Origin of the sequence: Sorangium sp. So ce327, assembly GCF_051530205.1 — a bacterium.
GTDB lineage: Bacteria > Myxococcota_A > Polyangia > Polyangiales > Polyangiaceae > Sorangium > Sorangium cellulosum_B.
The window spans coordinates 3840994-3864362 of the sequence record NZ_CP150330.1 but is presented as its reverse complement, the minus strand read 5'-3'; the positions used below and the strand labels follow the sequence as shown (position 1 = coordinate 3864362).

General features: G+C 71.0%; 15 protein-coding genes. 6 read left to right on the top strand and 9 right to left on the bottom strand.

What is annotated here, in order from left to right; genetic code table 11:
• Positions 1-220 precede the first annotated feature (220 nt).
• The 4 genes from WME95_RS14670 to WME95_RS14655 form a co-directional block, all read right to left on the bottom strand.
• Positions 221-1216 carry an aldo/keto reductase gene (locus WME95_RS14670; protein WP_437909002.1) on the bottom strand — a complete coding sequence of 332 codons (996 nt, stop codon included), beginning with the start codon at positions 1214-1216 and terminating at the stop codon, positions 221-223.
• Positions 1217-1313: 97 nt separating this feature from the next.
• Positions 1314-2072 (bottom strand): SDR family NAD(P)-dependent oxidoreductase, encoded by a 759-nt coding sequence (locus tag WME95_RS14665; RefSeq protein ID WP_437909001.1) that lies wholly within the window; start codon positions 2070-2072, stop codon positions 1314-1316.
• A 409-nt stretch (positions 2073-2481) separates the two neighbouring features.
• Positions 2482-2721, bottom strand: a complete 240-nt coding sequence (locus WME95_RS14660; protein WP_437909000.1) for a hypothetical protein — start codon at positions 2719-2721, stop codon at positions 2482-2484.
• Positions 2718-3959, bottom strand: coding sequence for a hypothetical protein (locus WME95_RS14655; RefSeq protein ID WP_437908999.1), 1242 nt, complete (start codon positions 3957-3959; stop codon positions 2718-2720). Before WME95_RS14655 ends, WME95_RS14660 begins: the two co-directional genes overlap by 4 nt.
• A gap of 348 nt (positions 3960-4307) precedes the next feature.
• Here WME95_RS14655 and WME95_RS14650 point away from each other — a divergent pair, with 348 nt between their 5' ends.
• A complete protein-coding gene (locus WME95_RS14650; RefSeq protein WP_437908998.1) occupies positions 4308-6713 on the top strand; it encodes a hypothetical protein in 2406 nt (801 codons plus the stop codon).
• Between the two features lie 93 nt (positions 6714-6806).
• On the opposite strand, the gene WME95_RS14645 is transcribed toward WME95_RS14650, so the two are convergent.
• On the bottom strand, positions 6807-7571 hold the full coding sequence (locus WME95_RS14645; protein ID WP_437908997.1) for a hypothetical protein: 765 nt from the start codon (positions 7569-7571) through the stop codon (positions 6807-6809).
• A 55-nt stretch (positions 7572-7626) separates the two neighbouring features.
• The gene (locus WME95_RS14640; RefSeq protein WP_437908996.1) at positions 7627-9213 is read right to left on the bottom strand and encodes a hypothetical protein; all 1587 of its coding nucleotides are present in this window, start codon (positions 9211-9213) and stop codon (positions 7627-7629) included.
• 28 nt (positions 9214-9241) lie between these two features.
• On the opposite strand from WME95_RS14640, the gene WME95_RS14635 reads away from it, so the two are divergent.
• Positions 9242-9775: a hypothetical protein gene (locus WME95_RS14635; RefSeq protein ID WP_437908995.1), complete on the top strand. Its 534-nt coding sequence runs from the start codon at positions 9242-9244 to the stop codon at positions 9773-9775.
• Between the two features lie 106 nt (positions 9776-9881).
• On the opposite strand, the gene WME95_RS14630 is transcribed toward WME95_RS14635, so the two are convergent.
• Positions 9882-10733 carry an SDR family NAD(P)-dependent oxidoreductase gene (locus WME95_RS14630; protein ID WP_437908994.1) on the bottom strand — a complete coding sequence of 284 codons (852 nt, stop codon included), beginning with the start codon at positions 10731-10733 and terminating at the stop codon, positions 9882-9884.
• A 405-nt stretch (positions 10734-11138) separates the two neighbouring features.
• Between WME95_RS14630 and WME95_RS14625 the strand changes: the two genes are divergently transcribed.
• Entirely contained in the window at positions 11139-14081 is a 2943-nt protein-coding gene (locus WME95_RS14625; protein ID WP_437908993.1) for a type VI secretion system Vgr family protein, read from the top strand.
• 108 nt (positions 14082-14189) lie between these two features.
• Here WME95_RS14625 and WME95_RS14620 read toward each other — a convergent pair whose 3' ends face one another.
• The gene (locus WME95_RS14620) at positions 14190-15896 is read right to left on the bottom strand and encodes a hypothetical protein (protein WP_437908992.1); all 1707 of its coding nucleotides are present in this window, start codon (positions 15894-15896) and stop codon (positions 14190-14192) included.
• 127 nt (positions 15897-16023) lie between these two features.
• Between WME95_RS14620 and WME95_RS14615 the strand changes: the two genes are divergently transcribed.
• The 3 genes from WME95_RS14615 to WME95_RS14605 are packed head-to-tail and all read left to right on the top strand — an operon-like array spanning position 16024 to position 19272.
• Positions 16024-17961: a pentapeptide repeat-containing protein gene (locus WME95_RS14615; protein WP_437908991.1), complete on the top strand. Its 1938-nt coding sequence runs from the start codon at positions 16024-16026 to the stop codon at positions 17959-17961.
• Positions 17958-18833: a DUF3540 domain-containing protein gene (locus WME95_RS14610; protein WP_437908990.1), complete on the top strand. Its 876-nt coding sequence runs from the start codon at positions 17958-17960 to the stop codon at positions 18831-18833. Before WME95_RS14615 ends, WME95_RS14610 begins: the two co-directional genes overlap by 4 nt.
• A gap of 28 nt (positions 18834-18861) precedes the next feature.
• A complete protein-coding gene (locus WME95_RS14605; protein ID WP_437908989.1) occupies positions 18862-19272 on the top strand; it encodes a PAAR-like domain-containing protein in 411 nt (136 codons plus the stop codon).
• Between the two features lie 10 nt (positions 19273-19282).
• Here the strand turns inward: WME95_RS14605 and WME95_RS14600 are convergent, their stop codons facing one another.
• Positions 19283-23143: a DUF2169 domain-containing protein gene (locus tag WME95_RS14600; RefSeq protein WP_437908988.1), complete on the bottom strand. Its 3861-nt coding sequence runs from the start codon at positions 23141-23143 to the stop codon at positions 19283-19285.
• Positions 23144-23369: the final 226 nt, after the last annotated feature.

Below are 23369 nucleotides of genomic sequence, written 5' to 3'. Positions count from 1 at the left end.
CACATCGCGGACGCAGCCGCGCCCGGCATCAATCTCCGCGGCGCCTATCTCTCGCAGGCCCTCCGGCGCGACATCGATCTCCGCGGCGCGAACCCCTCCGGCGCCGTCTTCCGCGACGTGAACCTCTATGCCATCCAGAGGGGTTCTGGCGCGCCGCGCACCCCGACCGGGGGTGTCGGGACGGCCTCGGGCCTCCTGGCGGGAGCCCGCCAGCCCCCGCTCAGCGCGGCGAGTCCCCGCGGCGGTACTCCGCGGTCGCCTCATCGAGCCGGGCCTTGAGGGCTGGATCGAGCGCCAGCTCGGCCGCGGCGATCGTCGCGTCCAGCTGCTCCGGCCGGCTGGCGCCGAGGATCGCCGACGTGATCGCCGGGTTGGCGAGCACCCACGCGACCGCGACGCTCGTCAGCGATAGCCCTGCTTCGGCGACGATGCCCTGCAGCTTCTCGACGGTCGCGAACGCGCGCTCGTTCCAGTAGCGCTGCTGGTAGTTGGACGCCGCCGTGCCGAGCGTGAAGCGGGTGCCCGGCGTGGGCTCGCCGCGGCGGTGCTTGCCCGTGAGAAGCCCGCCGGCGAGCGGGTTGTACGGGATGACGCCGAGCCCCTCCTCCTGCGCGAGCGGGAGCAGCTCGCGCTCGATCTCCCGGAACAACAGCGCATAACGTGGCTGCACGGACACGAACCGCGCGAGCCCGCGCACGTCGGCGCGGCCGAGCGCGCGCGCCAGGCGATATGCCAGGTAGTTGGAGACGCCGACGTACCGCGCCTTGCCCGAGCGAACGACGATGTCGAGCGCCTCCAGCGTCTCGTCGATCGGGGTGTCGCGATCGTCGGAGTGGAGCTGATAGAGATCCACGTAATCGGTGCCGAGCCGGCGAAGGGACGCGTCGATCGCGTCCAGGATGTGCTTGCGGGAGGCGCCCTGATCCCACGGGTTCGGGCCGACCCGGCCGACGCACTTGGTGGCGAGGATGAAGCGGTCTCTCTTGCCCTTGAGCCAGCGGCCGACGATCTCCTCGGTGCGCCCGGCCGTCGGCAAACCGCCGCCGAGCGGATACACGTCGGCCGTGTCGAGGAAGTTGACGCCGGCCGCAGCGGCCTTGTCGAGGATGGCGCGGGAGGTCTCCTCGTCCGTCTGGAAGCCGAACGTCATCGTGCCCAGGCACAGGCGAGAAACGGTGAGGCCGGTACGGCCGAGTCGGGTCGTCGGGATGCTCATGATTTTCCGTGGTGCTTTGGCTAGGTTGGCGTGAGGCCTCGAGCTGGCGCCCTCGTCTTCAGCTCCCGAGCGCGGCGCGGGCCCGTCGGTTCAGGCCTCAATAATAGATCGGCCCGACGCTGCCGCCGCCGGCGACGACGGCGTCGCCGTTGATCGCGACGCTCCTCGGCGAGGCGAGGAACGCCACGACCCACGCGACCTCGCGGGAGTCGACGATCCGGCCGATGCTCACCGACGCGGCGAGGTCCTTCTCGGGCTCGGGCCGGGTGCGCTCGGTGCGGGTCGCGCCGGGGTGCACGACCGTGACGTTGATCCCCTTCGGGCCCAGCTCGTCCGCGAGGTTCTTCGTGATCGCCGCCACGCCGACGTTGCGCAGGGTGGCGACCGGGCGGCCGGCCTTGCGCACGGCGAGCCCGCCGATGTTGATGATGCGGCCCCAGCCGTTCGCGATGAGGTGCGGCGCGACGGCGCGCGCGGTCCGCAGGTAGCCCACGACCTTGATGTTGATGTCCTCGATCACCTGCGCGTCGACGATCTGGTCGAGGCGCGTCGCGGTCGAGATCCCGCCTGGCACGGCCGCGTTGTTGACGAGGATATCCACGCCGCCCAGCGCGGCGACCGCGCGCTCGACGAGCGCGTCGACCGAGGTCTCGTTGCCGGTATCGACAACCAGCGGGACGACGCGGCGGCCCGTCTCCGCCGAGAGCTCCGCGGCGGTCGCCTCCAGCTTGTCCTTGCCGCGCGCGGCGATCACGACGTCGGCGCCTTCCCGCGCCAGCTCCCGCGCGATCGCCTTGCCGATACCGCGGCTGCCGCCGGTGACGATGGCCCGCTTGCCGGTGAGTTCGAGATCCACGATCAGCTCCTTCCATCGGCAGACACGAGGTCGTGTGTCTTCTCGCGCCGAGGGAGCCGCGCCTGAGCACGTTTCATTCCACCCTGCGCTTGCCCCGTGTTCGCAGAGGAGATGGCGCTCACCGGCGTCCGCGTCGCCCTGCCCGCGCCCGCCGGGCGCTGCTGGCTGCGCCGGGCACGCCGGCACGCCGGGCGGCGTGTCTGCTTCGCAGGCAGCAGCCTGCTGGCGACGTGCTGCGGGCGGAGCAGCTCGCCCGTCGCCGAGGCGCGCGGAGCGAGCGCCTGGCGCGCGGAGCGAGCGCCAGGCGCTCGCTCCGTGCGCCTGGCGCTCGAGGGCGCCCTGCGCAAGCCCGCCGAGGCGGCGCGGGCAGCGGCTCAGCGCGGCAGCGAGCCGCCCGAGAGGGCGCGGGTCACCGCGACCGGAGCCTGTCGACGACCGCGAACACGCCCGCCGCGATCGCGAGGATGGGCGCGAAGATCACGCCGCCGAACCACGCCAGCGCGTAGGTGACGCCGAGCAACGGGTCGCCCCCACCGGCGGGCGGTGGCGTGCCGCTCAACACGGACACATGCTCGCGCAGGCCGAGCATGTGACAGGCAATGAAGGCCGCGATGAGCATCGCGGCGCCCAGGGCCAGCTGTCGGCTCACGGGGCACCTCCCGCGCCGGCGATCCGCTCCCAGAGCGGGCCGAAGCTCAGCGCGTAGAGCAGCGCCGCGTCGCCGACCTGGTTGCTCGCGGCGTACCGCAGCCGGTCGCCCTCGCGGATCGGGAACGCGGCGAGGTCGAGCGACGTGAGCAGCCCCCCGAGGTACGGCGCGTCGCCGAAGGCCGCGGCGCCGAGCAGCGCGAGGCCGCTCGATCCGGCGCTCGCCCCCACGAGCGGCACGATCGGGCCCGAGTCCACGTCCTCCGGGCCGGCCCACGAGCGGGGCCACTCGCGCGCCCAGCCGAAGCCGAGGAGCTCCGCCCCGAGCTCGCGGCGCGCCCGCGCGTACTGATCGCGCGCGAAATCAGGGTCGATCAGGAGCAGCCCGTGCGCGACCAGCCAGAGGGACGACCCCTCCGGGCCGTCCAGGATCCTGCCGTCGTGGGTGTAGCTCGACACGAGCAGCCCCGTCTTCGGGTCCAGGAGCCGGGCGCGCGCCCCCGCGAGCCAGCGGCGGCCGAGATCGAGGCCGCGGCGCTCGCCGTGCAGCGCGTCGGCCATGCGCATCGCGGAGAGGGCGAGCGTGTTGCAGAAGGTCCAGCACTCGTCGGGGTAGCTCTCGGCCGACAGCACGGGGCTCCGTTCCATGCGGGATCGCATCTCGGCGACGCGCGCGTCGAGCTCGGCCTCGTGATCGGCGCGGCGCGCCACCAGGGCGCGCGCGCCCAGCATGAGGGCGATCTCGCCGTCCACGAAGAGGCTGCGCGCAGGCTGCTGCACGAACGGCCGCCGCGTGGCGTACGGCATCATGAAGTGCAGCATCCCCCGCTCGCGCTCGATCGCGAGGGTCTCGTCGACGATGCGGTCGATGACGGCGAGGTGGCGCGCCTGGGCGCCCGGATCCCGCAGCGCGGCGTTGGCCAGGCCGAGGACGAGGAAGGTCCGTCCCATGAAGTCCCACTCGGCGTTCGCGGCCCGCATCCGCGCGAGCGCCGCGTCCTGCGCGGCGCTGTCCTTCTCCCAGAGCGAGAGCTGATGCGCGAGCAGCGCCTGGCCACGCGGCGAGAGCGCGCCCGAGGCGCGGTGCTCGCCCGGCTCGCTCCGGAAGAAGAGGTGGAGGCACGGAAGCCATACGGCCGTGGCGACCAGCAGCGACAGCGCGGCGGCGCCGAGCCGGCGCAGGCGGCCCGCCGCCGCAGGGCAAACCACGACGCCGGCGGTGGAGGAGAGGTCGGTCATGAGACGGAGCGTGGCGCGGCGCCGTGGCCGGGCTGCGCGCGAGATGTGGCGGATCGAAGGAGGCTCCGGGGATTCTCTCACCGGATGGCCAATCTCGTACATGAGCGCGAAGATCGGGTCGACGAAGCTTCGGACCACTCTTGCGACGACACCGACGTCTACCTCGCCTCCCGTTCGCGGTGCGACAAGGACGCCACGTCATCCCATCCGACCTTCACCTACGCGAACATGCCGTGGGGTCGACGGTTGTCCTACCGCGTGACCGGATCACGCAAACGAGGAGCCGATCGCCAAAGCGCCGCACACAGGCGCTTGAGCGTCTGATATTCCAAGCGTGAGGGAGCATACATGACGAATCACGCTGGGTTCACGATCAACTTCAGGGCCACGGCGGGATCGCTGGCCCTTGGTATCGCGCTGCTCGCGGGAGGCTGCGCGGAGGAGGCCGCGACCGGCGAGGCGACGAGGGCGTCGAATGACCGCCTCGCCGCGGGCACGAGCAGGGCGCACGCGCATGTGGAGAAGCACGGGTCCTGGAGCGCGCGCCGCCGTTGGCAATCACGGGGTGTGGGCGGCGGGGGCGCGCTCTATTCGCCGTCCATCAACCCGCACGACGGCCGCGAAATCTTCATGGCCAGCGACATGAAGGGCGTCTATCGCACGAGGGATTTCGGCAGGAGCTGGACGACCCTGCACTTTCAGAAGCTCCAGGGCGGCGTCCTCTCACAATTTCGCTTCACCGCCGATCCTGACGTCCTCTATGGGGTGAGCTACAGGCTGTCCACGAACGGCATCCAGGACGTGGCCACGCTGGCCAAGAGCACCGACGGGGGGGCCACCTGGGACGCCGAGATCACGACGCCCGGGCGGCCTGGAGACGGCCACTACCTGTTCGTCGACCGGCGGGGCACGCGGCGGCTGCTCTTCTCGGATTCCACGGAGCTCTACTTCTCGCGCGACGGCGGCCGCACCTTCCGCTCGGTTCATGCGACGACCTGGCCGGGCGGCCTCCTGGTCGGCGGCGTTTACTGGGATGGGCGCGACATCTATGTTGGTACGAGCGACGGACTGCTCGTCTCGCGCGACAACGGAGGCACCTTCGCCGTCGACACGTCGATCGGCGGCATACCGGCGGGCGAGAAGATCGTCTCGTTCGCCGGCTCCGGGCACGGCAAGAGGACGACCTTCCTCGCGGTCACGTTCTCCGCGATGGACAGCGAAGGCAACGCCCTCGTCACCGCGAACACGACCGGCGGGGAGGTGGACGCGTACGCCGGCCTCTACCGGCTGAAGCTCGGCGGGACGCGCTGGGAAGCCGCGACGTCCGGGCTCGGACCGAGCGACAAGCTCGCCTTCGTGGCGATGCCCGACGACGACGCCCGGGTCGCGTACGTCGCCGGCGGCGATCGCGACAAGCTCTCCCCCATCGTCCTCCGCACGGTGAACGGCGGAGAGACCTGGCAACACGCGTTCCGCACCGAGCACAACGCCAACATCGACACCGGATGGAGCGGGTTCGAAGGAGACATGGACTGGGAGTTCGGCGAGTACGCGCTCGGCCTCTCGGTGTCGCCCACGAACCCCGACCGCGTGGCCCTCACGGATCTCGGCTTCGTCCACGTCAGCGAGGATGGGGGCAGGACCTTTCAGCAGGCCTACGTGAAACCAGCCGATGAGAACCCGAGGGGAGCAGACACGCCTCAATCCGGCGTCTACCGCACGAGCGGCATCGAGCAGACGTCGGGCTGGTGGCTGACGTTCTACGACGAGGACACGATGTTCGCGTCGCTCACGGACATCCGCAGCGCCTTCAGCGAGGATGGCGGCGAGTCCTGGTCTCGCGACGGCGCGAACGGCCTGTCCCTGAACACCACCTATCACGTGGTCCGGCATCCGTACACGGGGGCGCTCTACGCCGCGACCGGGAGCGTTCATGACATCTACCAGAGCCCCTACCTGCGCGACGCGCGCCTCGACGGCACGCCGAGCCGCCCGGCCAGAGGGGGGATCATGGTGTCCACCGACAAGGGCGCCACATGGTCGCTCTTCGCCGATCTCGGCCGTCCCGTCGTCTGGCTGGCGCTCGATCCGAGCGATCCGGACCAGCTCTACGCGAGCGCGGTCAACAGCCTGACGGGGGGGATCCATCACCTCGATCTGAGCGCGCCGGAGGCGGCGCCCGCCGCGCTCCCCGCCCCGCCGCGCACGCAGGGTCACCCCTACAACGTCCATGTGCTGAGGGACGGAAGCATCGTGGCCACCTACTCTGGTCATCAGCCCGGCAACACCCGGACGTTCACCGATCGGTCCGGCGTGTTCCTCCTCCAGCCTGGAGCCTCGGCGTGGGAGGACCGTTCCTCGCCCGAGATGCACTACTGGACCAAGGACATCGTCATCGATCCGAACGACACGACCCAGAGCACCTGGTACACCGCGGTCTTCAGCCATGACGAGCGCTTCTACGGGGGGCTGTACCGGACCAGGGATCGCGGCGCGACATGGCAGCGCATCAGCGACCGATACCGCGTCGAGTCGTGCGCCATCGACCCGAGAAACCCGGACCGTATGTACATGACGACGCAGCGGGACGGGCTCTGGCTCACCGAAAACCTCAACGACGAGACGCCGACCTTCGTGCTGGACGAGGGCTACCCATTCCACCAGCCGGTGCGGGTGTTCTGGAACCCATACCGCTCCGAGGAGGCGTGGACGGTCAGCTTCGGCGGGGGCATGCGCTCCAAGCTCGACCGCTGATCGCGCTCGAGCACCGAGGTCGCCGCCCGGCTGACGTCATCCCGGCGCTCGACAAGGCGCCCACGAGATCGTTCGCCGAAGGCCCCCCGTTGCTCAACGCTTGGCGTCCCGGCGGAAGAGCCTCCGCATGACGGCGCGGGTCATGGCCAGGAGGTTCTCGTTGGTGAAGCGGAACCAGAAGCCGGCGTAGCACCCGTTCGTGCGGAAGCCGGGGTTGGCCGCGGCGTAGCGCCGCGCGGCAGGGCGCTCGAAGTAGCGCGGCGGATACCGGCTCACCGTCTCCTCGGTCATGAAGATGTTGACGCGGAAGAGCCCGGTCTCGTCGTCGACATGGTAGTTGCTCTCCCTGGCGAGCTTCAGGAACGCCTCGCGCACGGCCTCGTCCTCCGCGGCGCCCCGGCGCTTCGGATCGAAGAGCTCGTAGCGCGCGAGCGCCTCGGTGATGGAGACGAACCCGAAGAGGCTGGCGATCGAGAGCCGGTAGAGGCGGGTCCGCGGGGCGCGGCGCTTCGTCTCGGTCAAGAACAGGAGGCCGGAGACGAGGTGCAGCCCGCGGGTCCGGAAGTCCGGCGAGATCCTGAGCTTCCCGCCGACGATGGCCCGGCTGCGGGGCAAGGCGAGCGGCGCGGTCTTCCAGAACTGGAAGCCGACGATCGCCCCGGTGTCGGCGCGGCGGAAGACGTGCACGACATCGTTGGTCCTCGCGTGGACGCAGAAGTGCCCGAAGTCCTCGGCCATGAGCGCGTTCGAGAGGGCGTGGAGCTCGCGCAGGCGCGGCTCGGTGAAGTCGCGCCGCTCGACGGTCTCGAGGCGGACGGCGGGGCGCAGCGGGGAGAGGCGGAGAAGGACGTTCAACATGGAGGGCTCCGATGGCTCCGGGATGACCCGACTCCGCGGCGGGTGAACGCCGCTCTCAGGGAGCGCGCCCCTCGGCGCGGTAACCCATGTACTTCAGGAAGCCGCGCGTCCCCTGGGTCCAGTTCTTCGGACGGCCGGCGTAGAGGTGCTCGATGCCGTGGCGGGCCATGCGGTCGCCGAAGTCGAGCCACGAGGTGTCGCCCGAGACCAGGTAAGCGGCGCCGAAGACGTGGGAGATGAGCAGGTTGAGCGTCGCCCACGCGCTGCTCTGGTATGCCACGTCCTTGCAGCCCCAGAGGTACTGGAAGGCGACGCCGTCGCGGTTGATCGCGTGATCGCGGTACCACGCCGCGGCCCTGACCACGATCTCGGGGATACGCGGGTCGCGGAGGAGCAGCCATGCGTCCATCAGGCCGTCGACGACAAGCGACGTCATGAACGGCGAGCCCCCGTGAGGGCCGTCCCCGCACTCGCCGGGATCTGGAGCATGGATGTCGTGCTCGAAGGCGCCGCTCCGGCTCGCGCGCTGCCAGTCGAGCGCCGTGCCGATCAGCGCGACGAGCGCCTCGCGCACGTCGGGGCGCGGCTCGGCGGCGTAGTAGCTGGTGAGTCCCATCAAGGTCCACGCGAGGTTGCGCTCCGTGGCCCGGATGTGGGGTGTGTCCCCCGCCATCAGGGCGGGCAGGTTCCGAAGGTACGCCTCGCCCAGCCCGCGGAGCGCGCGGAGCGCCGCTGGATCGCCCGTGAGCAGGTAGTCGTCGAGCATCCCCTGGCCGAGCATGTTGCGCAGGTGCTGCCAGGCCATCGGCGTCGCCGGGTCCCATCGATCGGCGCACGCGTAGAGGGCGACCTCGCCGCCCGCGAACCAGCGGAGCTCGTTCCCGCGGTACCAGGTCGACTCCTCGCGCGCGCGCCGGTACGCGCCGGCGGTGCCGTGGTGGATGAAGCGCTGGAACAGCGCGTGCGGCGCGTCGTAATAGGTGCGCTCCAGGGCCGTCGCGCCGCAGCCGATGCCATAGGCCTGCCAGGCGGGCGTCATCTCGGCGAGGTAGCGCTCTGACTTTTCTTCCCAGACCTTGAACGCCGTGTTCTCGGTCGCGGGCAGCTGGTAGCCGATCACGCGGCTCCGGGAGTACCAGGACGGCGGCAGCCGGGCGACCGCGGGGCCGTCCGGGGTGGGCGCGAGCGCGCCGGGCTCCTCGCGGCCCTGCGCGCCGTACTCCAGCGTGAAGGTCGCCGACGCGCCGTCGTCCAGGGAGGCGCGCCAGGCCACCAGCACGGCGCGCTGCGAGCCGTCCGCCGGCCAGGTCGCGAGCGACACGGCGCGGCGGCTCACCTCGGCCCCGGCGGCGTCGAAGACGCGGAGATGGGCGGCGTCGAGGAGCGCGCCGGGCGGGAACGGCACGCCGAGCGAGACCGTGCCGCCGCGCAGCGCGCCGCGGTCGGCCGTGACGGTGACGGGCACGTGGCCTCGCTGCGCGGCGGGCTTGCTCCGGAAGATCGCCGTGCGGTCCGGCCCGCGAGGGGTGCTGGTCGGGCTCGCGGCGCACCCCGCGAGGAGAAGGACGGCCAGGCCGCGGAGGAGGAGCGCCTGCGCGAAGGGACCGTGGCGCGTTCGCTTGCGGTCGTGTTGGATCGACATCGGCCGGGCGTCGCCTACGATAGCCGGGATGCCGCGAGAGCGTACGGAATTCGCTTATCTCTGGTCCTTCGCCGGGCTCGCGGTCATCGGTCTCGTGGGCTGCGCCCCGACCCGGCCCCCCGCGGCGCCGCTCGTGGATTCGCCGGGGATCAGCACGGCAGAGCGACCGCCGTTCCAGACGAGGGTCGGCGAGTTCTTCTGCCGGCTCCACCACGGTGAGCGCGAGGAGCCGCGGCTCCCGTGCCGGATCACGGATCTGGGCGACGGCGGGCGGCGGCTCGCGAGCCACGAGGAGCCGCGGCGCATCGAGGGGGTGCTGACCCCGATCGATCACCGCAGCTTCCGGTTCGAGGGCGTGTTCGCCCCGGAGCCGGGCGCCGCGGCCGAGGCCGTCACGGCCACGTTCGAGGCCGTGGATTACCACCTCTACCGCGGGGCGATACGCGCCGCGGGGAGCGAGACCTGGGTGACGCTGGAATACCTGCCCACGCCGCAGGACCTCGCGGGCCAAGGGGCGGCAGCGAGGCCCGGCGGACGGCCGGGGAGCGCAGGGCAGCGCTAACGCGCTCGCCTCACCGGCGACGCCAACAACGATTGGTTGCAATGGCAGCGAGAGTCTTCTCTTGGATCAGCGCCAGCCCCGGAGCGGTTGGACATCGTCTTACGCCTTATGCCCCGTACAGGGCGTGCAGCGCCCGCGTGACCTCGTCCGCGGCGACGTTCACCGGGTCGACCAGCGCCGCGTCCGCGCCGAACGTCGTGCGCAGCGGCCGCTGGCCGTGCGGCATCTCCAGTAGCCTCAGCAGCACGTCCGCGAGCTCTTCCGGGGACGGTCCCTTCATGGTCCTGACCATCTCGAGCGTGGCGCGCGCGACGCCGCCGAGCGCCCCGTACTCGGCTGCGCGCGCCGTGTCGTCATCAAGCCACATGTTGTCGAAGATCTTCGTCTGGACCATTCCCGGCTCCAAGATCACGACGTCGATCCCGAAGGACGCGAGTTCGCGCTTGTAGCCCTCGGCCATCATCTCCATCGCGGCCTTGGCCGCCGAGTAGAGCACCGTGGTCGGTAGGACGACGCGCCCGGCGACGCTGGACGTGAAGGCGAGCACCCCGGTCTTTCGACGGCGCATGTGCGGCAGCACGGCGCGACAGACGCGCTGCGTCCCGAAGACGTGCGTCTCGAAGAGCCGCCGCAGCTGATCGACGCTGCTGCACTCGGCCAGCCCCATCACACAGCCGCCCGCGTTGTTCAGGAGCACATCGATCTTCCCCGTCTTCTCCACCACCGTCGCGACCGCCGCGGCCACGGAGGCGTCGTCCGTCACGTCGAGCGCGACCGCCTCGATGGGGATCCCCGCGGCCGTCAGGCCGGCCACCTCGTCGCGCGCCGCTCGGTTCCTGCCGTTGGGATCGCGCATGCCCGCGAAGGCCACATACCCGTTCCTCGCGAGCGTCTCCGCCACGCTCCGGCCGATCCCCGTGCTCGCGCCCGTCACCAGCGCCACCCGCTTCGCCGTCATCGGTCCTTCCCTCCTCGGGCGCCGAGGCCTCACCCGGCGCTCGTTGCCCCATCGACGGTGATACACGACCCGGAGAAAATTGAAATTCTGGATGGATGTGTACAATACATTTCAGTAAGGATTGAAATTCGAGCCGGAGCCGCCGGCGGTCGCCGCCGACACGCCCTACGCCACCATCGGCGGCATGGTCTCGGTGAGTCGCGAGCGGTCCGGCAGATCGAGGAGGACGACCTGAGCAAGCTCCGGATGCTGTCGCGAAGGCAGGCGCGCGAGGTGCTGCTGGAGGCCTGAGGGGCTGCCGAGAGCTGTGTCGCGCGGCGACGCAGCGGTGCTCCGCTGCACGAGCAGCTTGAAAGAGAGCTCGCCGACGGGCGATGGTAGCGTCTCTTCACCCGAGGGACGCTCATGAAGGACATCCTCTCTGCTCGCCTGGAATCGCGCGCTTTCTCGGCCGACGCGGTCGAGCTCCACGACCTCACCGGGCGCGAGGTCATCTCGCAGCCGTTCGAGTTCCAGCTCCACGTCGTGTGCAAGAGCCCCGAGGGGCTCGACGAGGAGGCGCTCCTCGCCGAGCCCGCCGCGCTCGTGTTCCTGAGGGGCGACCGCGAGGAGCGGCGGCTCTTCGGCGTCATCTCCGTCGTGCGCGACGCGCTCCACACGGAGACATTGCACATGGCGTACACGCTCACGTTCGTGCCGCGCGCGTTCCGGTTGACGCTCACGGAGACGTCGGAGATCTTCATGGATCTCTCGGTCCCGGAGATCATCAAGAAGAAGCTCGAGCGGGCCGGTCTCCACGAGGGCGACGACTTCGAGCTCCGCCTGGTCTCGACGTACCCGCCGCGCGAGTACGTCGTGCAGTACAAGGAGACCGACCTCCAGTTCGTCTCGCGCCTCGCCGAGCACCTCGGCATCTCGTTCTTTTTCGAGCACCGCGACGGCCGTGACGTCGTGGTCTTCTCCGACACGAACAGCGGCTTTCAGCCGGTCGCCGGCGACGGGCGCGCGCACTTCTACCCGCGGGGCGACCGCATCGGCGTTTACCGGCTGGAGGGCACGACGCGCACGGTCCCGAACCGGTACGTGGTGAAGGACTACAATTACCGCACACCGCACGTGCCCCTGATGGCCGCGGCGACCGTCTCGGAGGCGTCCGGCGGCGATATCGTCGAATACGGCGCGCACTTCAAGACGCCCGACGAGGGCGAGCGCATCGCGGTCCTCCGCGCGGAGGAGCTGCGCGCGGGCCGACGGGTGTTCGAGGGCGCCAGCGACGTGCAGCCCCTCGGCGCCGGGGCGAAGCTCACGCTCGAGGGACACCCGCGCGGCGACATCGAGCTGCTGCTCGTCGAGGTGCGCCACCGGCTCCAGCAGGCCACGCTCAACGCGGGCACGGGCGAGGAGCGCGCTTACGCCAACGAGTTCAGGGCCATCCCCTATGCGACCACGTACCGCCCGCCGCGCGTGACGCCGAAGCCGAAGGTGCACGGCGTCATCACCGGCGTCATCGACGCCGCGGAGAAAGGCCAGTACGCCGAGGTCGACGAGAGCGGCCGCTACCGCGTCCGCTTCCTGTTCGACACCAGCAGCGCCGAGGACGGCAAGGCATCGAGGCTCATCCGCATGGCCCAGCCCCACACCGGCGCGGGCTACGGGTTCCACTTCCCGCTGCGGAGCGGGGTGGAGGTGATCCTGACGTTCATCGACGGCGACCCGGACCGGCCGATCATCGCCGGCGCGGTGCCGAACCCGCAGACGCCGAGCACCGTCGACGCGAAGAACGCGCGCAGGAACGTCATCCGGACCGGCGGCGGCAACGAGATCAACATCGACGACAACGAGGGGGAAGAGCGCATCAAGCTCTCGACGCCGTACGGCGGGGCGACGTTCCAGCTTGGAGCGCCGAACACGCCGGAATCGGGCGCTGCACTGACCACCAAGGAGGCGTTCACTGCCGTCGGCGCGGCCGGCGTCAGCACCTTGACGTCGGTTGCCACGACGCTCACGGACATCGCGTCCGTCGTCGCCTCGTCGAGCATCACGCAATACGCGACTGCCGCTCAGGCGTTCTCGAAGGCCCTCACCGAAGAAAAATACCAAAAGATCGTCGATGACATTCTAGGTGCCGCGAAATCCGCCATCGACATACCAAAAAAGCTGAATGCCGTACAGCAGGCAAAGGCGAACCAGGAAGTCGTCGTCGCAGAGGAGCACATGAAGCGGGTGCTCGCGGCGGCCCAGGCCAAGGCTCCTTATCCAGAGAATAACCCGCCGCCGAAGAAGGATCATTACGGCGTTGTCAGAGCCATGACGAAGGAGGAATGGGAGAAGGAGACCCCCGAATACGCAGCAGCGGCCACAGCCACCAAGGCGCACGCTGATGCAAAGAAGAGATCCGAGGACCTGGCGAAGCAGTTCGCCGAAGACGAGCAGAAGTGGAAAGCAGCTGGGCTTATAGTTGATATCGAAACGGGAGTCAGCGGAGGCGTCAAAGCAATTCGCGAGAGCGCAAAAGCGGGAAGAGAGCTCCTGAGCAAAGCGACAAAGAGAGCAGCCAAGGCCATGGAAGCCGCACAAGTCTCGGTTGCGAACACCATGATCGGAGCGGCTAGCGGATTCGCCGCGGTTCCACGAGTCTCGGCGGCGGTGCCAGGCATGGGCGCGCCCTTCTTCCTTGGTGGCGGGGACAACTCAGCCGTGCTGATGGGCAAAGTCGATGCCTTCGTTGGTGGCGCCGCATCCGCAACGGTCTCCTCCCAGGGGCAAGCGATCGTTGCTGGGGGCGCGGTCGCGATGCTCAAGTCACCCGGCAGAGCGTCGGTTGGCGCTGGCGGGGCCACGCTCATCACGGCCGGGTCGAAAGTCGACATCAAGTCAGGCGCCTTCATATCCAAATCGGGCAGTTCTACCAAGATCCAGAGCGGGGGACCTATGCGGTTCAAAACGGCTTCGTCGCTCAACATCAGCGCAGCCGGAGACACCGCCGTCGCATCGAATGGCTCTCTCAAGATCCAAGCCGCAAACAATACCACGATCAAAACAGCAACAAATCTCGAACAGAAGGGAGCTAACATCCGCCTAGATGCCAACACTGATGCCAAGATCAATGGTGGGAGCTCCGTGGAGATCAAGGGAGGCGGCTCGGGGATGACCGCAAGCTCGAGCAACGTCAAGGTTGGAAAAGGTGCAGACGGCCTCGACGTCACGAGCGGTGTGGTCAAGATCGTAAAAGGAGGATCCAATTGCGTACTCACCACTGGATCTGCCACGCTGGGGCAAGGAGGGACCAGCGTTCGAGTCTCCTCGTCGAAGATCGCGATCATCGGCGGTCGTATCGATCTTGGCTAGCGATCTGGTATGATTGTCACCTGATGCGAGAAGCCGATCGACGCTCCTGATAGCTATTTCCGAGCCTCGCGAGCAGCCCAACAGAATCGTGGCCGCGGTGTGGACATATCACCGCATCGCGACGACCCACAGCACGAAGATTGCAATCAGAACAGCGGCACCAACGACCGCTATCGTACTCGTCCTTTTATCCTCCGCCACTTTCCGCTGCCGTGTGAGCCTCAGCTGCTCCTGAAGCTCGGTTTCAGCTTTCGCAGCGCTCGTCGCTCGTTGCTGCTGAAGCAGCTCGTCTCGTGTCACCTTTCGAGGCCTGTTCTCCTTGCCGCTCGCAAAAAGCAATGTACCACTGGGACCGAACTTCCAGGCGCGTCCCTTCTTGCCGAAGAGCCAGTGCGATCCATCGGGGCACACGGCGATGCTCATCTCTGGTCGCGGCAGATCGTCGCGTTTTGCGTCCAAAACGATCCTGCGCTCGCCTGCCGCGTCGATCCGCAGGAGCTGCCCACCGCAAATGACATACGCGCATCCCTCGAGGTCGACACCAAGAACGCGGTACCTTGCGTTGGTACCTTCGGTGGGAATATCCACACGATAGAGAATACGCCCGGTAGCGTCGACACGAACAATCTCGGCACCATACATGCAGTAGATCGAACCATCAGCACCGCAATGAAAACGCAAGAGCCCGCCCATGTCGGCGACGGGACGCGCGCTTAGCGCAGTGCCTCCAGGCCACAGCGACATCTCGGCGCCGCTCGGTGCGATCCGGCGAAGAAGGTCGTCCTTGAGGATCAGGAGGGAGCCATCGCGATCGCAGGCTAGATCCATGCAGTCGAGCAGATCGCCATCGAGCCTTTGTACCGTGCCGTCCTCGCCTTCGATAGGCATACCGGTCCTGGAAGAGAGCCAGGGGCGCGACAGCTTCCTCTGACTTGATACGAGGAGCGTCCCCTTCGGCGAGAGCGCGAGTCGTGCAGCCTGCGGGTTGCCGCGCAGAAGCCAGCGAACATTCAACGACGGATCGATGGACCAGAGCACATCGTCGCGCTCTTCTTTCGCAGAGACGCCCTCGCCGGGGACCCAGTGCGACTGGACGGCCGCGCAATAAAGGTTGCCGTCCGCGTCCACGGCCGCGTCGGGCGGGTCAACCCAATCGAATAGCCCGGCGTCGATGGCCTGGGCAGCGGGTGCGTCATCCGTGATAGACGCGTGATAGCAAAGGAACCAGTTGGCTGCTATCCCCCTTCGTCCCCTGTAGACGAAGTCGTCCGGCACGTGCGCGCTCGCACTGCAGAACCGGCACGTATACGCGCGATTCACGCCGTCGAAGGGCACCGGCGAGCCGCACTGCGGGCATGGAAACGTCGCGGCCTCGGCCGCAGTCGCCTGCGTCACAACCAGCGGATCTGGCTCTTCACCTACCAGGTGCGTGATGTTCGGGAGCGCCCCCGCGAGCTCCGCTGGCACGGTTCGTACCCACGTCTGCTTGGCGCAGCGATCGCAGCGGAGCATCGCCTGGTCTCCCACCTCCACGATGCTTGCGAACGGGATCTCCTTCTCGCATCCCCGGCAGCAAGGGTTGATGCGCGTGTATGTAGCCGAAAATTTGCGGACCCAGGCCTGCCGCCCCTCATTCTGGAGCATCTTGGGTCCTTCATAAACCGCGTCGCGGAGCAGCGCCTGCCACAGGTCGCCGCTCACCCCCATCGGCCTACCGCAGCTCGGACAACCGACCTCGTGCGCCAGCGTATTGACCGGCATCGGCATCCGGCACGTGCCGCACTCCGTCTCGACCTTCACCGCAACGCTGATCATCGCTCTCCTCACCTCCCCCGCTGTCGCGCCGTCACAGCGGCATGTCCCGACGCCCCGGCGAGAGCACGCCACCGCGCACGCTACCTCAGTGACACCCCCCGCGCGATGGCCTAGCCTCGCCCGAACCATGCCCGCGGAGCGCAACCACGGCCCAGCCCCGACGCCTGCCGAGCTCTTGCAGCAGAGCGAGCGCGGCGAGCTCGCCGGCAGCCGCATCTCGGGCGCCGTCGCCCCCGGCATCGATCTCCGCGGCGCCGATCTCTCGCAGGCCCTCTGGCAGGACGTCGACCTGCGCGGCGCGAACCTCGCCGGCGCCACGCTCTCCGGCGCCATCTTCCGCAACGTGAACCTCGAGGGCGCCGACCTCACCGACGCCGACCTCACCGGCGCCCTCCTCGGCGGCCCTCCCGGCGAGGCCTGCCGCCTCGCAGGCGCCGATCTCCGCGATGCCGTCCTCTCCAACACCTCCCTCCACCAGGTCGACCTCACCGGCGCCAAGCTCTCCGGCGCGCTCCTCGAGAGAGCCGATCTCCGCGCCGCGCGCCTCCACAAGGCCGAGCTCCTCGACGCCGTCCTCTCCGGCGCGCGCCTCCAGCGCTGCGACGCCCAGGGCGCCCGCCTCGACCGCGCCGCCGTCGACGGCGCCGACCTCTCCTCCGCCGACCTCACGGGCGGCTCGCTCCGCGACGTCGATCTCCGCGCCGCCGTCACGACAGGCCTCCTCCTCGGCGGCGCCGATCTCCTGCGCGCCGCCGCCGCCGGACTCGACTTCTCCGCCTCGGGCCCCCCGGCGTCCCTCGCGGGCGCCGAGCTCCACGCCTCCCGGCTCACCGCGATCGATCTCCGCCGCACCGCCCTCGAGGGCGCGCGCCTCGTCCAGTGCGACCTCGCCCGGGCCGACCTCTCCGGCGTGAGCTGCGACGGGCTCGTCCTCGACGGCTCCTCGCTCCGGGGCGCCCAACTACAGCGCTGGCGGGCCCGCGGCGCCTCGCTCGCCGGGGCGGACCTCACCGGCGCCTCCCTCGACGGCGCCGATCTCCGCAACGCCAACCTCGCCGGCGCCACCCTCGACGAGGCGTCTCTCGCCGGCGCGAAGCTCGAGGGCTGCTCGCTCGAGGGCGTCCGCCTCGCGGGCGTCGACCTGCGCGGCCTCGACCTCGCCGGCGTGTCCCTCGGCAAGGCGGCTCTCCGCGGCCTCTCGTGGGCCGGCGTGAACCTCTCCGGCGCCGATCTCGCCGCGGCCGACCTGCGCGGCGCCGACCTCGCGGGCGCCGACCTCTCGGACGCCGACCTCTCCGGCGCCTGCCTCGCCGGCGCGAAGCTCGGCGGCGCCACCTTCCGCGGGGCGCAGCTCGCCGACGTCGACCTCACCGAGGCCGATCTCTCCGACGCGGATCTCTCGGAAGCCGCCCTGTCCACCGCCTCGATCACCGGAGCCGACCTCCGCCGGACACGGCTCTTCGCGGCCGACCTCTCCGGCGCCGATCTCCGCACCATGCAGCTCGCCGGCGCGGTGATCGAACAATCGCTGCTCTGCGACGCGAACGGCGAGGGCGCCGATCTCCGCGGCTGCGTCCTGACGAATGCCACGCTGTCGGGCGCGAACCTCCGCGGCGCCAACCTCACCTCGGTGGAGGCCTCTCAGGTCAACCTCGAAGGCGCCGATCTGAAGGGCGCGAAGCTCGCGGGCCTACAGGCCCCCTCCGCGAACCTCAGGAGGGCGATCCTCGACGGCGCCGATCTCTCCCGCGCCGACCTCTCCGACGCCGCGCTCAACGACGCCGTGCTGCGCCGCGCCCACCTGCGCGAGGCCAGCCTCGGCGCCGCGAGGCTCCCGGGCGCGGACCTGCGCGACGCGGTGATGGCGAACGCCGATCTCTCGCTTGCCGATCTCTCGCACGCGCGCCTCGAGCGCGCTCACCTCGTGAACGCCAACCTCGAGGGCGCCGACCTGCACCGGGCCAGGCTCGAGGACGCCGAGCTGCTCGGGGCGCGCACCCGCGACATGAAGAACACCGACCCTGACCGCGCGCGCGCGGAAGACTTCCGGACGGAGACCCGATGAACGCGAACGACGCTGTCGCCCTGGAACACGAGCCCTCCCCGGGCGGCGTGCTCGAGGCCACCCTCGTCGACCTGGAAGACGCCGCGCGCGCCGTCGTGCGCCTCGTCCGGCCCGGCGCCCCCGGCGTCGAGGGCGCCACGGCGCGCGCGCGGCTCGCCGTGCCCGGCTACCAGGCCACCCCCGGCGACCGGGTGCTCGTCTCGAAACACGCAACCACATCAGATTTTTACATCGTAGGCATCCTCCTCGCCGCCCGAGGGCCGGTGATCCACACGGCCGAGGGGGCCACGGCGTCGGCCGAGGGGAGCACGATCGCGATCCGGGACGCGTCGGGCGCTGTCGCCGTGACGTACGACGCCGCGACGGGCGCGGCGCGCGTCGCCGCCCCCGCGGGGGACCTGACGCTCGCGGCGCCGCGGGGGAAGGTCGTCGTGGAGGCGGCCACGGACGTGGAGCTCCGCGCGCGGCGCGACGTCCGGCACAGGGCGGGTCGGCGCGTGGCGAGCGAGGTCGGCGAGGGCGGCGAGCCGGCGCTCGTGGTCGAGCGGGCGGCCGTGCGCGTGTCCACGGCGGCGGTCGACGTCACCTCGGAGAGGGCGTCGCTCCACGCGACCGAGGCGACCGTGCTCGCCGAGCGGATCGCCACGACCGCCGCGCAGATCGCCGCCACCGCCGGCCGGATGGAGATCCAGGCCGAGCGGCTGATCGAGCGGGCAAAGGACGCTTACCGCGACGTCGATGGGCTGCTCCAGACCCGGGCGAGGCGCGCGCGCTCGCTCATCCGCGAGGCGTATCAGCTCGTCAGCGAGCGGACATCGATGGTCTCGAAGAAGGAGACATCGATCGACGGCGAGCGCGTGCTGCTCGGATGAGCCAGCGTGGAAGTGGAGGGATCCCGAGATGAAGATGCCCGCAGCGACGAAGGCCGGAGGCATGTGCTTCGCCATGCCGGACGTGTGCAAGGTGCCAGCGCCGCCGGCGCCCCCCGTGCCGACGCCGTTCCCGAACATCGGGACGCTGAACGGCTGCGAGTCGACCGTCTCCAAGGTGCTCGTCCAGAAGAAGGAGACCGTGACCGAGGCGTCGAAGATGCCGAGCAGCAAGGGCGATGAGGCCGGCACGCTCGGCGGGATGGTCTCGAACGTGAACCGCGGGCAGGTGACCTTCAAGCGCGCGAGCTCGAAGGTCTACGCGAAGGGGAAGAAGATCGTCTATCACACCGCGATGTCGGCCCATAACGGCTCGAACGCGAACATGCCCGCCGGCGCCCACGTCGCGCCCTCGCAGCTGAAGGTTTTCGTGGCGGTGTGATCCGTGCCGCTCATCGCTCCTCCAGCTTGGTCCCTGCCGTGAAGGCCTCCGCGATGTGGAGTTCGGCCGTGCGCGCCTTCCAGGTCTCCGCCTGATACAGGTTGGCGCCGCGCAGGTCGGCCCCCTCGAGATCGGCGCTGTCGAAGGCGGCGCGCATCAGGTTCGCCTGGCGCAGGCGCGCGCCGCGGAGCCGCGCCTTGCGGAAGCGGGCGTCGACAAGGTCGGCGCCCTCGAAGGTGGCCCGGTCGAGCGTCGCCCGGGTGAAGCTCGCCTCCGGGAGCGCCGCGCCCGCGAAGACCCCCTCGGTGAGGTCGGCGCCCTCCCACACGGAGCCCGGGCCCCGCACGCGACGGAACGACCCGTTCCGGAGGACCACGTCGTCGGCACGGAGGTCGGCGAGCGAGGCCCCGTCCAGGGTGACGCGCGCCCCGGTAGCACCATAGATCTTCACATCATCGAGCGTCGCGTCGCAGAAGCTCGCCTCGTCGAGGGCGGCCTGCATCATCTCGACGCCGGTGAGGTCCGCGCGATCGAAGCAGGCCCTCGTGAGCGTGGCCCCCGCGAAGCTGGCGCCGGGCGCCCGGGCCCCCTCGAAGACGGCGCCCTCGCAGCGCGCCTCGGCCGCGGCCGCGAGCTCCAGGACGGCGCCGGCGAAGCGCGCGGCCTTGAGGCTCGCGCCGGTGAGGTCGGCCCGGGTGAGGTCGGCTCCCTCGAAGCGCGCGCCCTCGGCGTCGGCCTCCGCGAGCACGGCCTCGACGAGCCGCGCGCCGTCCATGCGGGCGCCCCGGAGGTTCGCCCGCTTCAGGATGACGCCGCCCAGGTCGGCCCCGGCGAGGTCTGCGCCGGAGAGGTCGATGCCGGTCAGGTCCATGCCGGCGAGCGGCTCGCCGAGGCGAAGAAGCTCGATGATGGCGTCGCGGCCGGCGGTCGGCGGCGCCGCCACGGGATCGCTGGGAGCAGCGTCTTCTCGCGGGGGCACGTCGCCTTCCTCCGCCTGCGCCGGCGCTGCGGCAGCCTCCGCCGCGGCAGCCCCCACCGCCGCCGCGCCGCTCCCGGCCGCCGTGCGCCGCCGCGCGCGCGCCTGGGCGAGCGCCTCGGCGATGCGCGCCTCGAGGGCCGATTCACCCTCCTCGGCCGTGGCGTCGTTCGCCGCCCCCTCCTCGCCTGCCGCCGGCGCCTCGGCCGCCTCGCGCGCCGCGAGCTCCGCGAAGAAGCGCGCCCGCGCGTCGCGCCTCGCCGTCGGCTCGCTCTTCGCCCCGCCCTGCGCCATCGGCTCGCTCAGGACGAACAGCGACGCGATCTCGGAAGCGTCCTCGTCGGCCACGTCGAGCAGGCCCCGCCAGACCAGCACGAGACGGAGCGCGTCGGCGTCGAACCACACGGTGTCGAGCCGCATCGGGACCTCGGAGAACCCGCCGCCGGCCTTCTCCGTCGCCTGCTTGAACACGCGGACCCGCAGCTCGGGCAGCCGCCCCCGGACGACCTCGCCCTCCGGGCGCACGGACCAGAGCTCGAACGGCTCGTCCCCCCGGGGATAGGCGATCTGCTGCTCCGCGGGCGCGGCGTTGAAGAAGGTCCAGTCGAAGTCGTCGGGGAAGAACGGCCAGCGCGTCTTCCTCCAGCGCTCGCCGTAGGACCCGATCTTCTCGAGGCGATCGCTCCACGTCGCCGCGATCGGCGCGAAGCACGCCGGAGAGGGCCTGTCGCCCGCCGAGCGGATCACCCGATCCGGCAGCTCGAGCGACGGGAGCGCGCCGCCTGCTTGCGCGCCGTACCCGGTCCCGACGGGGTTCGGGCCGAACCCGGCGCCGCCGAAGGCGCTCTCGAAGCGGAGCGGGATGCGGTCCCACGGCCCGGGCGCGGTGGGCGCGCCGAGCGCGTCCCAGCGACGCGGGCCGACGGCCGCGACGGAGCGGTCGAGCGCGTCGCCCAGGCGCAGCCGGACGAGCGCCGTGGCGTCGCCGTCGCCGGCGCGGTGCGCGTGCCCAACCAGCAGGACGTCGGCTCTCGGCTTGAAGATCGCGAAATCGGACGGGTAGCGGAGGCTCTTCGCGGGGTCGTCGTCGACGTGGACGTCGCCGCCGGGGAGATCCTGATCGGCCGCGATCGCCGCCGGCGCCCCGGGCACGAGGTCGAAGGTGCCCTTGACCACGACGGTGAGCGAGTCCCTCGGCGGCCGGGCCTGCCAGGGGATGGTGAAGGCGGCGAACGGGGTAGTGTTCAGGATCGGGACGTGCTCGGTCGTCCTCGCGGGCGGCGGCAGGTCGGGCGAGCCGACGAGATCTTCGCTGGTCGGCTTCGACGGCTCCGGCTCGGGCAGCGGCAGCGTGGCCGTGGGCAGCGGCGCGCCGGCGTGCGCCGCGATGTGCGCGGCCATGGCGGGGAAGGCCTGCCGGAGGGCCTCCAGCGAGACCTCGGCGGGGGCCCGCGCGGGCTCGGCCTGCTCCGCGGGCCGGGGCGGCGCGATCGGGAACGGCGCGTCCTGCTGGCGCGCGCCGCGCAGCACGTCCTGGAGATTGAACTCGCGCGTGTCCACGAGCACCGGCGGCTGCACGGACACCGGCGGCTGGACGGACACCAGCGGCTGCCCCGACACCGGCGGCGCCGGCGCGCCCGCGCCTCCGGCCGCCTCCCCGGCGCCGGGACCCGCCTGTGAGGCCTCCCCGGCGACGGCGCCGGGCGGCGCCGGGTCGAACGCGCGGAGGGCCTCGGCGAAGGCGGCGGGGTCGAGGGGGCGCGTCTGCGTCAGGTCGAGCGACGGGCGCGCCGCCTCCGCGCCCGCGCCGCGCGCGGCCCACTCCTCGGCGCTCATGCCGCGGGCGACCGACGGATCCGGCTCGGGAATCGGGAGCGACAGCCGCGCGGCCGCGGGCGGCCTCACGCCCTCCGGCAGCGGCGCCGTCGTCGCGCCGACCGGCGGCGCGGCCGCGGCGGCGGGCTCGGGCGCAGGCCACGCCGCGCGCTCGTCGAGGGGCGCCAGCGTCACCAGGATCCTGCCGCGCTCGACGGCCTCCAGGGCGCGCTCGGCGACGGCCAGGGACGCGCGCCATGTCAGCGTGCACCGGAGCGCGTCGGCGTCGATCCAGAGCGTGTCGCAGCGCACGGTGAGCTCGACGCCGGCGGGGTCGGCGAGCCGCGGCGCGCGGAGGAGCACGCGCGCCGTCACGCCGGGCAGGCGAGAGCGCACCTGGGCGGCCGTGGGGTGGAGTCCTTCGAGCAGGATCCACTCGTCCCCGCGCAGGTAGCGTATCTGCTGGTCGCGCGGGGCCGCGTTGAAGTAGCCCCAGTCCATGGCGATCGGGAGCTCCGGGACAGGCAGCTGGAGCTTCGCCGGATCCCACGCGGCGAGCGCCCGCCGCCGCTGCGGCCACGCGCTCGAGATGGGCCCGAAGCCGTCGGGGGCGTCGGGCGCAGCGGGGTTGACGATGCTCGGCAGCCGGAGGTCGGCGGGGTCGGCCCCCCTTCCGACAGGGTTCTCGGGGCAGCGCGCGCCGCCGAAGGCGAGCTCGTAGCGCACGGGCAGCCTGGAGAATGGGGCCGGCGCCGTCGCCTGGCCGGTCGCGGGATCGCGCTGCCGCTCGCCCACGACCTGGAGCCGCTTGTCGATCACGGGCGCGTGCCCGTGCGCGTGCGCTTCGAAGACGGCGAGGCGCACCCACCGGTGGCTCACGCGCTGGCCGGGCGGGGCGTACGCGCTGCCGCTGAGCAGGACGTCGGCGCGGGGCTTGTGGGGCACGGCATCCGAGGCGACATAGAGGCTCCGGCCCGCGTTCTGCTCGTGGAAGACGTCGTCGAAGAGCGGCAGCGGCGCGGCCAGCGCGGCGACGCCGTCGGGCGAGAGCTGGAAGGTCGCCTTCACGGCGACGGTCACACAGGGTCCGTTCGCCGTTCGCCAGAGCAACGCCGACGCGGCCAGGGGGGACAGGGAGATGGGCTGCATGAACGGCCCGGCACACTAGCCGAGAGCGCCGGCGGATGCGCCCCCCTCGGCGACGCGGGGCTGCTCCGCGCTTCGACCCGCGCGGGGTGAGCAGCAGTGAGCCTCAGAAGCGATGTTGAGAGACGAACCTGGTCGACCCGGCGCGAGATCCCTGGAG